This window comes from Nocardia sp. NPDC127526, assembly GCF_042672265.1.
Classification (GTDB): domain Bacteria; phylum Actinomycetota; class Actinomycetes; order Mycobacteriales; family Mycobacteriaceae; genus Nocardia.
Genome location: NZ_JBHXVO010000002.1, coordinates 631,868 through 646,397, shown reverse-complemented (window position 1 = coordinate 646,397; position 14,530 = coordinate 631,868). Strand labels below are relative to the sequence as shown.

Genomic DNA, 14,530 nt, shown 5'->3' with positions numbered 1-14,530 from the left:
GCACCATGTCCCTCGAACAGCTCGCCAATGGCCTCGACGACCGCTTCCGCCTGCTGACCGGCGGCAGCCGCACCGCCCTGCCGCGACACCGCACCCTGCGCGCGGTGGTCGACTGGAGCTGGGAACTGCTCACCGACGCCGAACGGGCCGTACTGCGCCGCCTGTCGGTGTTCTCCGGCGGCGCGAGTCTCGAAGCGGCAGAACGGGTCTGCACCGACGAGACGGTCGAGTCCTGGGAGGTGCTCGATCTGCTGACCGCGCTGACCGAGAAATCGCTGGTCCTCACCGAGGACGGCCCGGCGCCGCGCTTCCGCATGCTCGGCACCATCAAGGAATACGCCCAGCAGCGTCTCGCCGAAGCGGGCGAAGCGGATTCGGCGCGGCACGCGCATCTGGGCTACTTCACCGACCTCGTCGAGGTCGCCGACACCTATCTGCGCCGCGCCGAGCAATTGGAATGGCTCGCCACCCTGGAAGCCGAGCACGACAATATCGCCGCCGCCATGCGCGGCGCGATCGCGGCACAGGAGGCGGACGCCGCCATGCGGCTGGCCGCGGCCGCCGGCTGGTACTGGTGGCTGGGCGGGCACAAGGCCGAGGGCGACGAGCTGATCATGGCGGCCACCGCCCTGCCCGGCGAGGTGGCCGACAAGAGCCGGGCCATGGTGTACGCCTTCGTCGTCCAGTTCGTGGCCTCCGGCCGCCAGGGTGACCAATTCGAGGCCGAGGAGTGGATCCGCAAGGCCTACGAATACAGCCGGCGGGTGCCGAGCAACCATCCGGTGCTGAAGATCGCCGCCCCGCTGGAACGCATGCTGCAGGGACCGGACGAGATCCTGCCCGCGTGGGAATCGCTGGCGGGCGACGAGGATCCCTGGGTGCGCGCCCTGGTGCGCCTGCACCTGGGCAAGATGCGCATTCAGCTCGGCGACACCGGCCGCGAGGCCGATGACTGTCTCGCACAGGCGCTCACCGAATTCCGCGCCATAGGCGACCGGTGGGGGATCTCCTTCGCCCTGACCGAACTGGCCGATCGCATTGCCATGCGCGGCGAATTCGCCGCCGCCTGCGAGTACTACGGCCAGGCGATCGCGGTCGTCACCGAGGTCGGCGCCATCGAGGACATTGTGCGCATGCGCTCCCGGCAGGCCCAATTGTATTGGCTCATGGGCGATTCCGAATCGAGCGCGACGGCCCTGGCCGAGGCGCAGCGCGCGGCGGACCGGGTCGCCTGGCCGAATGTGCTCTCCGACCTGGCACTGTCGAAGGCCGAGCTGGCCCGCTGGAGCGGCGACACCGACCAGGCCCGCCGCCACCTCGACCTCGCGCGCACCGCGCTGGGCGAGCACGCCGACCGGGCCCTCATCCGCGCGGTCGTGCACGACCTGCTCGGCTACCTCACCGAGGATCTCGCCGCAGCCCGCGCCCACCGCGCCGAATCCTTCCGCTCGGCAGCCGAGGCGGGGCACGCACCCCTGATCGCCGGTGTCCTCGTCGGCGTCGCGGATCTGGCGCTGCGCGAAGAGCGGTACGGTCAGGCCGCGCGCCTGCTCGCGGCGAGCGCCGCGGTGCGCGGCCTGACCGATCGCTCCCAGCCGGACGTGGCCCGGATCGAGCAGGTCGTACGAGACCACCTCGGCGACAACGGATTCGAGGAGGCCGTGCGAGAGGGTGCGCAGGCGAGCCCGGGCGAACTTGTCGAGGCAACGCTCGCCCCGTGAGTCGGTCGGGCTCGCCCGGTGAGTCGGTCAGGCTCGCTCCGTGGGCCGGGGGCACGCTCGTTTCGTGAACGGGGGCCGTGAACTCGTCGGCCTCGTGTCACATTCCGTGGACGGTCAGCTGCCGTTCACATGACTGCGCACGAAATCGACCACGGCATCGGTGAATTCGTCATTGGCGTCGCTGGCCGCGGTGTGGGCGGCCGCACCGATCTCGGCGTATTCGGCGTCGGGCGCCAGGGCGCGGAAGGCGGCCACCCCGGCCTCGCTCACCACGTCGGAGAGCGCGCCGCGCACCAGCAGCACCGGAATCTCCAGATTGCGCGCGGCGTCTTCGAGGACATTGCTGTGCAGGTCGATATCCTCGCCGCGGCCGGACATCATGGCCGGATCCCAGTGCCAGTACCAGCGGCCGTCGGCGCGCTGCCGCAGATTGCGTTGCAGCCCTTCGGGACTGCGCGGGCGGCGGCGATGCGGCAGGTAGGCGGCCACGGCGTCGGCAGCCTCCTCGAGGGTGGCGAAGCCCTCGGGATGCCCGCTGAGGAAGTTGAGCACCCGCTCGACGCCCGCCCGCTCCGGGCGCGGCACCACATCGACGAGCACCAGCCCGGTAATGCGCTCGGGCCGCGGATGCGCGGTGGCGAGCAGCCCGGTGAGCCCGCCCATGCTGGCGCCGACCACGAAGGCCGGACGGCCGAGCTGGTCGATCACGCCCATCAGATCCTCGACCATGGCCTCGCGGCGGTAGTTGCCGTCCGGGGCCCAGTCGCTGTCGCCGTGCCCGCGGGCGTCGAGCAGCACCGCGCGCATGCCGGCCTTGGCCAGCGCGAGTCCGGAGTCCTTCCAGGAGTGCCGGGTCTGGCCGCCGCCGTGCAGGAACACCACGAGCGGCCCGTCCTCCGGGCCCCAGCTGTCACCCGCTAGCGAGATGCCTCCGAAGCCACGGAAGGTCATCGTGGTGGGGTCGTTCCAGGCGGCGTCGTTGCTCACGCCTTCGAGCATCGCACACGGCGATATACGGTGTATAGACGATCTCGGTCGCCGGGATCGAGCGCGTGGCTCAGGGCTCGGTGCGCCGCGCGAGATCGGCGTTCACCTCGGACGCGGTGGTGAGCGAGAGGTCCGGGTCCAGGCTGGCCAGCGCCGCGGTCGTCGGCGACTGGATGTGCAGCACCCGCATCGGGTACGGAATGACGATGCGCTCCTGGCGGTAGCGCCGGTGCAGGGCCTTGATGAATTCGCTGACCAGCAGGTACTGATCCTCGTAGTTGCGGGTGCGCAGCACCACCCGGAATTCCACGCCGGAATCGCCGAAGGTGTGGAACCGCACCCGCGGATCGGCGCTGGCGAAGCCGCAGTCGAGCTCCTTCATCACCCGCCGCGCCACATCCAGGGTCACCTCCTCGACGAAGTCGAGATCGCTGTCGTAGGCCGCGCTGACCTCCACCGTGATGGCCATGTCCTGCTCGGGCCGGTGGTAGTTGGTGAGGATGGCCTCGGCGAACTTGCGATTGGGCACGATGATGTAGTTGCCCGGAATGTCCTGGATGGTGGTGGTGCGCCAGTTGACGTCGCTGACCCAGCCCACCTCGCCGGTGTCGAGCTTGACGAAATCGCCCGGATTCACCGTCTTCGAGGCGAGGATGTGCACGCCGGCGAAGAGATTGGCGAGCGTGCCCTCGAGCGCGAGCGCGATGGCCAGCGCGCCGATGCCCAGCGCGCCGAGCAGCGGGGTGATCTTCACGCCCACGCTGTCGAGGGTGATCAGCAGCCCCAGCACCAGCACGATGGTCTTGGTGATGGTGGAGAACAGGCTGACCGATCCGGCCACGCCGGTGATCCGGCGGGTAATGGAGATGACGACCTCCGCGGCCAGTCGTGAGACCGCGAACGTAATGGCCAGCATCATGGCCGCCGTCAGGATCCGGCGCACCAGATCGGGGGAGATGGGCAGTCCGGTCGGCAGCGAGACCGCGATCATGAGGCCGACCAGTGAGCAGACCGGGACCGCGATATCGCGGGCGAGCCCGAAGGCCATGCGGTACATCGCCCGGGTGCGCGTGGAGGTCTTCGCCTCCAGGCGATCGACCAGCCGGCGCAGGGTGATGCCGATGAGCGGGCCGGCTATCGCGATGGCGGCGGCGATGGCCCAGACCACGGGTTTGTTCATGTGAGATTCCTCCCAGCATCGGGCGATGGCGGTGGACCTCTTGCAAACCAAACGTTCGGATCATAGCTGTGAGGTAGCTGACACTGCGGCGCTACCCGCAGCAAATCTCGAACACGAATGCGCTGGTGCCGGGCGTGCGGACCGCGATCGGGACGAACTGGCAGGTCGCCGATATGAACACCGGAACAGCTCCGCGCGGCCACCGCGGCCGCCGGTTGCCACAGGGGTGCGGTGAGCTCGCCCCCGAGCGGCGCTGATAGGCTTCCGAGCCGAAAAGACATCCTTTAACGGACCGTCCGGTGAGGCGGGGAAGGAGGTCGGCATGGCTGTGCCCGAAGACCGGGCGGCCAAGTCGAGCGCTGCCGAATACTCGCAGCGGCACGACCCTGAACAGGTCCAGGCCGGACGCGAGCTGCTGTCCGATTCCGATGTGGGCCGGACCATCGCGCGCATGGCGCACCAGATCATCGAGAAGACCGCGCTCGATTCCGGCGATCCCCATGCCGCTCGCGTCGTTCTCATCGGAATCCCCACCCGCGGAACCACTCTCGCCACGCGGCTGGCCAACCGGATCGAAGAGTTCTCCGGTGTCCGCCCCGCCATGGGCTCCCTCGACATCACCCTCTACCGCGACGATCTGCGCTCGCGCCCGCATCGCCCCCTCGAACGCACCTCGGTGCCCGAGGGCGGTATCGAGGACGCGCTGGTCGTGCTGGTCGACGATGTGCTGTTCTCCGGCCGCACCGTGCGCTCCGCCCTGGACGGGCTGCGCGATCTGGGCCGCCCGCGCGCGGTGCAGCTGGCCGTGCTCATCGATCGCGGCCATCGCGAACTGCCCATTCGCGCCGACTACGTCGGCAAGAACGTGCCCACCGCGCGCACCGAGGACATTTCGGTGCTGCTGCGCGAGCACGACGGGCGTGACGGTGTGTATCTGCGACAGGAGGGCGAGGACCAGTGAAGCATCTGCTGTCGGTCACCGATCTGGACCGCGCCGCCGCCACCGGATTGCTGGACGAGGCCGAACGATTCGAGCAGGCGCTGCTCGGCCGCGAGGTCAAGAAGCTGCCGACGCTGCGCGGCCGCACCGTCATGACGGTGTTCTTCGAGAACTCCACCCGCACCCGCGTCTCCTTCGAGGTCGCCGGGAAGTGGATGAGCGCCGACGTCATCAATGTGAGCGCGTCGAGTTCCTCTGTCTCCAAGGGGGAGTCGCTGCGCGATACCGCGCTGACCCTGCACGCCGCGGGCGCGGACGCGCTCATCGTGCGGCATCCGGCCTCCGGCGCCGCGCATCAGATCGCGCGCTGGTTCGCCGAGATGACCGACAAGAGCGGCGGTTACAACGGTCCCGGCCCGTCCATCATCAATGCCGGCGACGGCATGCACGAGCACCCGACCCAGGCCCTGCTGGACGCGCTGACCCTGCGGCAGCGCCTCGGCGACCTCGAGGGCAAGCGCATCGTCCTGGTCGGCGACATTCTGCACAGCCGGGTGGCGCGCTCGAATGCCTTCCTGCTCAGCACCCTTGGCGCCGAAGTGGTCCTGGTGGCCCCGCGCACGCTGCTGCCGGTGGGCGTGGACGCCTGGCCGGTGCGGATTTCGCACTCCCTCGACCCCGAACTGCCCGGCGCGGACGCGGTCATGATGCTGCGCGTGCAGGCCGAGCGCATGAACGGCGGCTTCTTTCCCTCGGCGCGGGAGTACTCGATCAACTACGGCCTGAACGAGCGCCGCCTCGGCATGCTCGACGAGCACGCGGTGGTGCTGCACCCCGGCCCCATGCTGCGCGGTATGGAGATCGCCTCCGCGGTCGCCGATTCGCCGAAAGCGGCTGTGCTGCAACAGGTCAACAACGGAGTCCACATGCGCATGGCGGTGCTGTTCCGCCTGCTGGTCGGAACGGATGAGGTGGTGGCATGAGCGACGTGCTGATCAAGAGCGTCCGTCTCTACGGTGAGGGCGACCCGGTCGACGTGCTGCTCGCCGACGGCGAGATCCGGCAGATCGGCACCGATCTGGGCATTGTCGAGGCCGAGATCGTCGACGGCGCCGGCAAATACCTGCTGCCGGGCTTCATCGACCTGCACACGCATCTGCGCGAGCCGGGCCGCGAGGACACCGAGACCATCGACTCCGGTTCCGCCGCAGCGGCTCTGGGCGGCTACACCGCGGTGTTCGCCATGGCCAATACCAATCCGGTCGCCGACTCCGCCGTGGTCACCGACCACGTGTGGCGGCGCGGCCAGGAGGTCGGCCTGGTCGACGTGTACCCGGTGGGTGCGGTCACCGTCGGCCTGCAGGGCAAGCAGCTCGCCGAAATGGGCACCATGGCCCAGAGTGTCGGCGCGGTGCGCATGTTCTCCGATGACGGCCACTGCGTCTACGACCCGCTGATCATGCGCCGTGCCCTCGAGTACGCGAACTCCCTGGGCGTGCTCATCGCCCAGCACGCCGAGGAGCCGCGTCTCACCGAAGGCGCGGTGGCGCACGAGGGTCCGACCGCCGCCCGCCTGGGCCTGGCCGGCTGGCCGCGCGCCGCCGAGGAGTCCATCGTGGCCCGCGACGCCCTGCTGGCCCGCGATGCCGGCGCCCGCGTGCACATCTGCCACGCCTCCACCGCCGGCACCGTCGAACTGCTGAAATGGGCCAAGGCCCAGGGCATTTCGATCACCGCCGAGGTCACCCCGCATCACCTGCTCCTGGACGATTCGCGCCTGGAGACCTACGACGCGGTCAACCGCGTGAACCCGCCGCTGCGCGAATCCTCCGATGTGGCCGCACTGCGGCAGGCCCTGGCCGAGGGCGTCATCGACTGTGTCGCCACCGATCACGCCCCGCACGCCGAACAGGACAAGTGCTGCGAGTTCGCCGCCGCCCGTCCCGGCATGCTGGGCCTGGAGACCGCGCTGTCGATCATCGTGGAGACCATGGTCCGCCCGGGTCTGCTGGACTGGCGCGGTGTGGCGCGCGTCATGAGCGAGAACCCGGCGCGCATCGTCGGCCTCGATGACCAGGGCCGTCCCCTCGAGGTCGGTGAGCCCGCCAATCTGGTGCTCATCGACCCGGATGCGGAATGGACCGTCCGCAGCAAGGATTTGGCGAGTATCGCCAACAACACGCCGTTCGAGTCCATGACCCTGCCCGCGAAGGTGTCCGCCACCTTCCTGCGCGGCGCGATCACGGCCCGCGACGGCAAAGTCCTTGCCGGGGAGGCTCGGCGGGCGGGGAACCGAGGAGGACCGTAAATGGAGCTGGAGCGATGGCTGTGGGTCGTCGGGCTGCTCGCGCTGTTCGTGCTGACCCTGTGGGGCATGTACCGCGCGTGGACCGGCCGGGCGAAGCGGCAGGCGGCCTCGATCGGTGAACTGCCGGCCGTGCCCGCCGACTGCGGTGCGCAGCTGCTGGAGCCGACCACCGGCCTGTACCTCGGCAGCACCCTGGCCCCGAGCTGGATTCAGCGAATCACGGTGGGCGACCTGGGTTTCCGGGCCACGGCGGAACTGACTCGATTCGAGCGCGGCATTCTGCTCGAGCGCGACGGCGCGACCACGATCTGGATTCCGCAGGAGTCCATCACCGCGGTGCGCGCCGAGCGCGGGCATGCCGGAAAAGTAATGACGGAAGATGGTGTGCTGGTAATTCGCTGGAAATTGGCGACCGGAACCGAGGTGGACACCGGGTTCCGGGGCGACGACAAGACGGTGTATCCGGCATGGACCGGTGCGATGACGGGAGAAGAGGCATGAGCGGCAATACGGCGGTGATGGTGCTCGAAGACGGCCGCGTGTTCCGCGGGACGACCTTCGGCGCCGTCGGGCAGACCCTGGGCGAGGCGGTGTTCTGCACCGCGATGACCGGGTACCAGGAGACCCTCACCGACCCCAGCTACGACCGCCAGATCGTGGTGGCCACGGCCCCGCAGATCGGCAATACCGGCTGGAACGACGAGGACGACGAATCGCAGCAGATCTGGGTCGCCGGCTACGCCGTGCGCGACCCCGCGCGCCGCGCCTCCAACTGGCGTGCGAAGCGCACCCTGCAGGCCGAGCTGGAGAACCAGAACATCGTCGGCATCGCGGGTATCGACACCCGGGCCCTGGTGCGGCACTTGCGCACGCGCGGTTCCATGAAGGCGGGCATCTTCTCCGGCGAGCAGCTCTCCGACTACGACGAGCTCCTCGCCCGCGTCAACGGCCAGCCCTCCATGCTGGGCGCGGACCTGGCCGGTGAGGTCTCCACCAAGGAGATGTACACCATCGACCCGGCCGGCGACGCCCGATTCACCGTTGTCGCAGTCGATCTCGGCATCAAGGCCAACACCCCGCGCATGTTCGCCGAGCGCGGCATGCGGGTGCACGTGGTCCCGTCGAACGTGACCCTGGACCAGATCAAGGAACTCGACCCGGATGGTGTGTTCCTGTCCAACGGCCCGGGCGACCCGGCCACCCAGGACGATGCCGTCGCCCTCACCCGGGGCGTGCTGTCGGAGGGCCTGCCGCTGTTCGGCATCTGCTTCGGCAACCAGATCCTGGGCCGCGCCCTGGGCCGCAAGACATACAAGATGAAGTTCGGCCACCGCGGCATCAATATCCCGGTCGTCGAGCACCACTCCGGTCGCATCTCGATCACCGCGCAGAACCACGGCTTCGCCCTCGAAGGTGAGGCGGGGGAGCAGTTCGACACTCCCTTCGGCCGCGCCGAGGTCTCGCACACCTGCGCCAACGACGGCACCGTCGAGGGCCTGAACCTCATTGACGGCAAGGCGTTCTCGGTGCAGTACCACCCCGAGGCCGCCGCCGGACCGCACGACGCCGCCTACCTGTTCGACCGCTTTGCCATGCTGATGGAAGGAGCCTGATGCCACGCCGCACCGATCTCAACCACATCCTGGTGATCGGCTCGGGCCCGATCGTCATCGGCCAGGCTTGCGAGTTCGACTACTCCGGCACCCAGGCGTGCCGCGTGCTCAAGTCCGAGGGCCTGCGGGTCTCGCTGGTCAACTCCAACCCGGCGACCATCATGACCGACCCGGAGTTCGCCGACTCGACCTATGTCGAGCCGATCACCTGGGAATTCGTCGAGAAGGTCATTGCCAAGGAGCGCCCGGACGCCATCCTCGCCACCCTCGGCGGGCAGACCGCGCTCAACTGCGCTGTCGCCCTGCACGAGAACGGCATTCTGGAGAAGTACAACGTCGAGCTCATCGGCGCCGACTTCGAGGCCATCCAGCGCGGTGAGGACCGCCAGAAGTTCAAGGACATCGTCGCCAAGGTCGGCGGCGAATCCGCGCGCTCCAAGGTCTGCTACACCATGGCCGAGGTCCGCGAAACCGTTGCGGAACTGGGTTTCCCGGTGGTCGTGCGCCCGTCGTTCACCATGGGCGGCCTGGGCTCCGGTATGGCCTACAACCACGAGGATCTCGATCGCATCGCCGGCGGCGGCCTGGCCGCCTCGCCCACCGCGAACGTGCTCATCGAGGAATCCATCCTGGGCTGGAAGGAATTCGAGCTCGAGCTCATGCGCGACCGCAATGACAATGTGGTCATCGTCTGCTCGATCGAGAACGTGGACCCGATGGGCGTGCACACCGGTGACTCGGTCACCGTCGCCCCGGCCATGACCCTCACCGACCGCGAATACCAGAAGATGCGCGATCTGGGCATCGCGATTCTGCGCGAGGTCGGCGTCGACACCGGCGGCTGCAATATCCAGTTCGCCATCGACCCCGCCGACGGCCGTCTCATCGTCATCGAGATGAACCCGCGTGTGTCGCGCTCGTCCGCATTGGCTTCCAAGGCAACGGGTTTCCCGATCGCCAAGATCGCCGCCAAGCTGGCCATCGGCTACACCCTCGACGAGATCGTCAACGACATCACCAAGGAGACCCCGGCCTGTTTCGAGCCCACGCTCGACTACGTGGTCGTCAAGGCGCCGCGCTTCGCCTTCGAGAAGTTCCCCGGCGCCGACACCACGCTGACCACCACCATGAAGTCGGTCGGTGAGGCGATGTCGCTGGGCCGCAACTTCTCCGAGGCCCTGGGCAAGGTGCTGCGCTCGCTGGAGACCAAGGCCGCGGGCTTCTGGACCCAGCCCGATGGCGAGTGGACCGATCCGCAGGCCATCCTCGACGATCTGAAGGTGCCGACCGAGGGTCGCATCTACCAGGTGGAGCGCGCGCTGCGCCTGGGCGCGAGCATCGAGGACACCGCCGCCGCCTCGGGCATCGACCCGTGGTTCGTGGCCGAGGTCGCCGGACTGGTGGAGCTGCGCCAGGAGATCATCGACGCCGCCGTGCTGGACGAGCCGCTGCTGCGCACCGCCAAGCACTACGGCCTGTCCGATCGCCAGATCGCTTCGCTGCGACCGGAACTCGCGGGCGAGGACGGCGTGCGGGCGCTGCGCCACCGGCTCGGCATCCGGCCGGTGTTCAAGACCGTCGACACCTGCGCCGCCGAATTCGAGGCCAAGACCCCGTACCACTACTCGGCCTACGAGCTCGATCCCGCCGCGGAATCCGAGGTCGCGCCGCAGCGTGAGCGCGAGAAGGTCATCATCCTGGGCTCCGGCCCCAACCGCATCGGCCAGGGCATCGAGTTCGACTACTCGTGTGTCCATGCGGCGCAGACGCTGTCGGACGCGGGTTACGAGACCATCATGGTCAACTGCAACCCGGAGACCGTGTCGACCGACTACGACACCGCCGACCGCCTCTACTTCGAGCCGCTCACCTTCGAGGACGTGCTCGAGGTGTACCACGCCGAAACCGAGTCCGGCACCGTCACCGGCGTCATCTGCCAGCTCGGCGGCCAGACCCCGCTGGGCCTGGCGCAGCGCCTGACCGATGCGGGCGTCCCGGTGGTCGGCACCTCCGCCGCCGCCATCGACCTGGCCGAGGACCGCGCCGAATTCGGCGATGTGCTTGTGGCAGCGGGTCTTCCGGCGCCCAAGTACGGCACCGCCACCACCTTCTCCGCGGCCAAGAAGATCGCCGCCGAGATCGGCTACCCGGTGCTGGTGCGCCCGTCCTACGTGCTGGGCGGCCGCGGCATGGAGATCGTCTACGACGAGGCCACCCTCGAGGGCTACATCTCCCGCGCCACCGATATCAGCCCGGATCGCCCGGTGCTCATCGACCGGTTCCTGGAAGACGCCATCGAGATCGACGTCGACGCCCTGTGCGACGGCGAGGAGGTCTACCTGGGCGGCGTCATGGAGCACATCGAGGAGGCCGGCATCCACTCCGGCGACTCGGCGTGCGCGCTCCCGCCGATCACCCTGGGCCGCAGCGATATCGAGGCCGTGCGCCGCTCGACGGCCGCGCTGGCCAAGGGCATCGGCGTCAAGGGCTTGCTGAACGTGCAGTACGCGCTCAAGGACGATGTGCTCTACGTCCTCGAGGCCAACCCGCGCGCCAGCCGCACCGTGCCGTTCGTGTCCAAGGCCACCGCGGTGTCCCTGGCGAAGGCCGCGGCGCGCATCGCCCTGGGCGCCACCATCGCCGAACTCCGCAAGGAGGGCCTGCTCCCGGCCGAGGGCGACGGCGGGCACGCCCCGTTCGACGCGCCGGTCGCGGTCAAGGAAGCGGTGCTGCCCTTCCACCGCTTCCGCCGCCCCGACGGCTCCGGCATCGACTCGCTGCTGTCGCCGGAGATGAAGTCCACCGGCGAGGTCATGGGCATCGACGCCGATTTCGGCACCGCCTTCGCCAAATCGCAGGCCGGCGCCTACGGTTCGCTGCCGACCGAGGGCACCGCCTTCGTGTCCATCGCCAACCGCGACAAGCGCGCCATGGTGTTCCCGGTCAAGCGCCTGCACGACCTGGGCTTCCGCATCCTGGCCACCGACGGCACCGCGGAAATGCTGCGCCGCAACGGCATTCCGTGCGAGCGGGCGCGCAAGCACTCGGACCCGGAGCTTGCGGAGGGTCGTTCGAGCACCGAGGACGGCTCCGAATTGGCGCCCAGCATCGTGGACATGATCCGCGACGGCGAGGTCGACATCGTCTTCAACACCCCGTACGGCAACAACGGCCCCCGCGTGGACGGCTACGAGATCCGCACCGCCGCGGTCGGCGCGAACATCCCGTGCATCACCACCGTCCAGGGCGCCGCGGCGGCGGTGCAGGGCATCGAGGCCACCATCAACGGCGGCATCGGCGTGCGGTCCCTGCAGGAACTCCACGCCACCCTGCGGGGCTGATCCGATGACGACATTCGGTGTGCAGCTGCGGGATGCGATGGGCAAGCACGGTCCGCTGTGCGTGGGCATCGACCCGCACCCGCCGCTGCTGCGGGCCTGGGGTCTGACCGAGGACGTGGACGGCCTGGCGCGGTTCACCGACGCCTGCGTCGCCGCCTTCGCCGGGCGGGTCGCCCTGGTCAAACCCCAGGTGGCCTTCTTCGAGACCTACGGATCCGGCGGCCTGGCCGTCCTCGAGGAGGCCATCGCGACCCTGCGGGCCGCGGGCACCCTGGTGCTCGCCGACGCCAAGCGCGGTGATATCGGCTCCACCATGGACGCCTACGCCCACGCCTGGCTCGGCAACGGGCCCCTGGCCAGCGATGCGGTCACCGTCTCCCCGTATCTCGGATTCGGTTCCCTCACACCGGCTCTGGAGCTGGCGCGAATGAACAACCGCGGCGTCTTCGTGCTGGCCGCCACCTCGAATCCCGAAGCGGCGGAACTGCAGCGCATCACCGGCCCGGACGGTCGCACCATCGCCCAGCGCATGGTGGACGACGCGGCCGCCGCCAATGCGGGCACGGAGTTCGGCTCGGTCGGCGTCGTCGTCGGCGCCACCCTGACCGAGGCCCCCGACCTGTCCGCCCTCAACGGCCCGATCCTCATGCCGGGCGTGGGCGCGCAGGGCGGCGGCGCGGAGTCCATCCGGAAGCTGGTCCCCGCGAGCGATCTCGGAGCGGTCGTCCCGAACGTCTCCCGTGAGGTACTCAAGTCCGGCCCCTCGGTCGCCGCCCTGCAAGAGCGCGTGGCCGAACTGACCGACGAATTCGCCTTCCTCCAGCGCTGATTCGCCTGGTCGGCGTCGATCCACCGGAACCCGGGGCACATGGTGTCCCGGGTTCCGGCGTTCCGGCTTAGGCTGTCCCAATGCTGTCGACCGCTCAGATTCTCACCCTGGCCGGAGTGATCGTGCTCGGCTCCATGACCCCGGGCCCGGATTTCCTTGTCGTGGTCCGCAATTCCGCCGTTTCCGGACGCCGCGCGGGCATCGCCACCGCTGCGGGCATCGCGGCGGGTGTGTTCGTGTGGTCCCTGGTGACGGCGGTCGGCATTGCCGGGCTGCTCGCCGCCTCGGCCATGGCCTACACCGTCGTGAAGCTCGTCGGTGCTCTCTACCTGGCCTACCTCGGCATCCGCGCCCTGCTGGCCGCCCGCCGCGGCGACTATGTCCCCGAAGCGAAATCCGGCTCGGCAGGCCCCAGCGCGGCTGTCACCTTCCGGCAGGGCCTGCTCACCAACCTGCTCAACCCCAAGTGCGCGGTCTTCTTCATCGCCCTCGTTCCGCAGTTCCTGCCCGCCGATCCCACCGCCATCGGCACCCTGGAACTCGCGGTGGTGTGCGCCGTCGCCAGTATCGCCTGGTTCGCCACCCTCGCCGTGGGCGTCGGCGCGCTGCGCCATGTCTTCACCCGCCAGCGCGTCCGCCGCGCCCTCGACGCCGCCATGGGCACTCTCATGGTCGGCCTCGGCATCCGAATCGCCGTGCAGAGCAACTGATCCGGGGCGGCTCGCGAAACCGCCAACCGGAGAAGTGCGCTCCGGTACCGTGATTCCATGTCTGCCGCCGTGCCACCCACTGGATCTCGTCATACGCTCGTGCTCGGGGGAGGTGGTGCGGTCGGCATCTGCTGGATGGCCGGATTGCTCACCGGATTGCGGGACGCCGGTATCGATCTCGCGCTCGCGGACAAGATCATCGGCACCTCGGCGGGCGCGGTCGTCGGCGCGGTGCTGGCCGATGACGGCGACCTGAGCCGGCTGGTGATTCCGGTGCCGGGGGAGGCCGCGCCGATCGCGGCGGATCAGTCCGCGTTCATGGAGATTCTGGGGATTCTGTCCACGCCCGGGATCGAGCCGGTGGAGGCCCGGCGGCGGGCGGGAGCGCGCACGCTGGAGATGGATCTCGGCGATCCGGGCGATCACATCGGGCGCATTCGCGATCTGGTCGGCACCGATGCGTGGCCGGCCACCGAACTGCTGGTCACCAGCGTCTGTGCGCACACCGGTGAGCTGCGGGTGTGGACCCGGGCGGACGGGGTGCCACTGGATACCGCGCTCGCCGCCAGCACCTGTGTGCCCGGTGTGTTCCCGCCGATTCCCATCGCGGGGGAACGCTATATCGACGGCGGCCTGCGCACTTCGATCAATGCCGATCTGGCGGCGGGCGCGGAGGTGATCGTTGTGGTCGAGCCGCTGGCCCATCTGTTTCCGCGCGGTGCGCGCGATACCGAACTCGGCGAGGCCACTTCACTGTTCGTGGTGCCGGACGCGGAATCCATTGCCGCGATCGGGTACGACCTGTTCAGCAGTGCCGCGTTCCAGCCCGCCTACGATGCGGCTGTTCGCCAGGCGGCCGAGGAGGCGGCGCGATTGAAGGCGATCTGGCCCATCCGCTGAT

At 69.2% G+C, this 14,530-nt stretch carries 12 protein-coding genes; 10 read left to right on the top strand and 2 right to left on the bottom strand.

Translation table 11 applies throughout. From position 1 onward, the window contains the following. A partial coding sequence (locus ACFVIV_RS06115; RefSeq protein ID WP_379193676.1) for an ATP-binding protein occupies positions 1 to 1,721 on the top strand: 1,721 nt, incomplete at its 5' end. Between the two features lie 114 nt (positions 1,722 to 1,835). Here the strand turns inward: ACFVIV_RS06115 and ACFVIV_RS06110 are convergent. Both ACFVIV_RS06110 and ACFVIV_RS06105 read right to left on the bottom strand, forming a co-directional pair. After that, positions 1,836 to 2,720 (bottom strand): alpha/beta fold hydrolase, encoded by an 885-nt coding sequence (locus tag ACFVIV_RS06110; protein WP_379193675.1) that lies wholly within the window; start codon positions 2,718 to 2,720, stop codon positions 1,836 to 1,838. A gap of 58 nt (positions 2,721 to 2,778) precedes the next feature. Beyond that, a complete protein-coding gene (locus ACFVIV_RS06105; RefSeq protein ID WP_379193674.1) occupies positions 2,779 to 3,888 on the bottom strand; it encodes a mechanosensitive ion channel family protein in 1,110 nt (369 codons plus the stop codon). A gap of 322 nt (positions 3,889 to 4,210) precedes the next feature. Here ACFVIV_RS06105 and pyrR point away from each other — a divergent pair, with 322 nt between their 5' ends. The 9 genes from pyrR to ACFVIV_RS06060 all read left to right on the top strand — a co-directional run bounded on the left by pyrR (position 4,211) and on the right by ACFVIV_RS06060 (position 14,529). Next, positions 4,211 to 4,849, top strand: coding sequence for a bifunctional pyr operon transcriptional regulator/uracil phosphoribosyltransferase PyrR (gene pyrR, locus ACFVIV_RS06100; RefSeq protein ID WP_379193673.1), 639 nt, complete (start codon positions 4,211 to 4,213; stop codon positions 4,847 to 4,849). After that, entirely contained in the window at positions 4,846 to 5,811 is a 966-nt protein-coding gene (locus tag ACFVIV_RS06095; RefSeq protein WP_379193672.1) for an aspartate carbamoyltransferase catalytic subunit, read from the top strand. The genes pyrR and ACFVIV_RS06095 overlap by 4 nt, the downstream gene beginning before the upstream one ends. After that, a complete protein-coding gene (locus tag ACFVIV_RS06090) occupies positions 5,808 to 7,136 on the top strand; it encodes a dihydroorotase (RefSeq protein WP_379193671.1) in 1,329 nt (442 codons plus the stop codon). The genes ACFVIV_RS06095 and ACFVIV_RS06090 overlap by 4 nt, the downstream gene beginning before the upstream one ends. Next, positions 7,137 to 7,637 (top strand): transporter, encoded by a 501-nt coding sequence (locus ACFVIV_RS06085; protein WP_379193670.1) that lies wholly within the window; start codon positions 7,137 to 7,139, stop codon positions 7,635 to 7,637. After that, the gene (gene carA / locus ACFVIV_RS06080) at positions 7,634 to 8,749 is read left to right on the top strand and encodes a glutamine-hydrolyzing carbamoyl-phosphate synthase small subunit (RefSeq protein WP_379193669.1); all 1,116 of its coding nucleotides are present in this window, start codon (positions 7,634 to 7,636) and stop codon (positions 8,747 to 8,749) included. Before ACFVIV_RS06085 ends, carA begins: the two co-directional genes overlap by 4 nt. Continuing rightward, positions 8,749 to 12,090 (top strand): carbamoyl-phosphate synthase large subunit, encoded by a 3,342-nt coding sequence (carB, locus tag ACFVIV_RS06075; protein WP_379193668.1) that lies wholly within the window; start codon positions 8,749 to 8,751, stop codon positions 12,088 to 12,090. The genes carA and carB overlap by 1 nt, the downstream gene beginning before the upstream one ends. Before the next feature lie 4 nt (positions 12,091 to 12,094). Further along, complete coding sequence (gene pyrF / locus ACFVIV_RS06070) at positions 12,095 to 12,919, top strand: orotidine-5'-phosphate decarboxylase (protein ID WP_379193667.1); 825 nt, start codon at positions 12,095 to 12,097, stop codon at positions 12,917 to 12,919. Positions 12,920 to 12,999: 80 nt separating this feature from the next. After that, complete coding sequence (locus ACFVIV_RS06065) at positions 13,000 to 13,629, top strand: LysE family translocator (protein ID WP_379193666.1); 630 nt, start codon at positions 13,000 to 13,002, stop codon at positions 13,627 to 13,629. A 57-nt stretch (positions 13,630 to 13,686) separates the two neighbouring features. After that, on the top strand, positions 13,687 to 14,529 hold the full coding sequence (locus ACFVIV_RS06060) for a patatin-like phospholipase family protein (protein WP_379193665.1): 843 nt from the start codon (positions 13,687 to 13,689) through the stop codon (positions 14,527 to 14,529). Position 14,530: the final 1 nt, after the last annotated feature.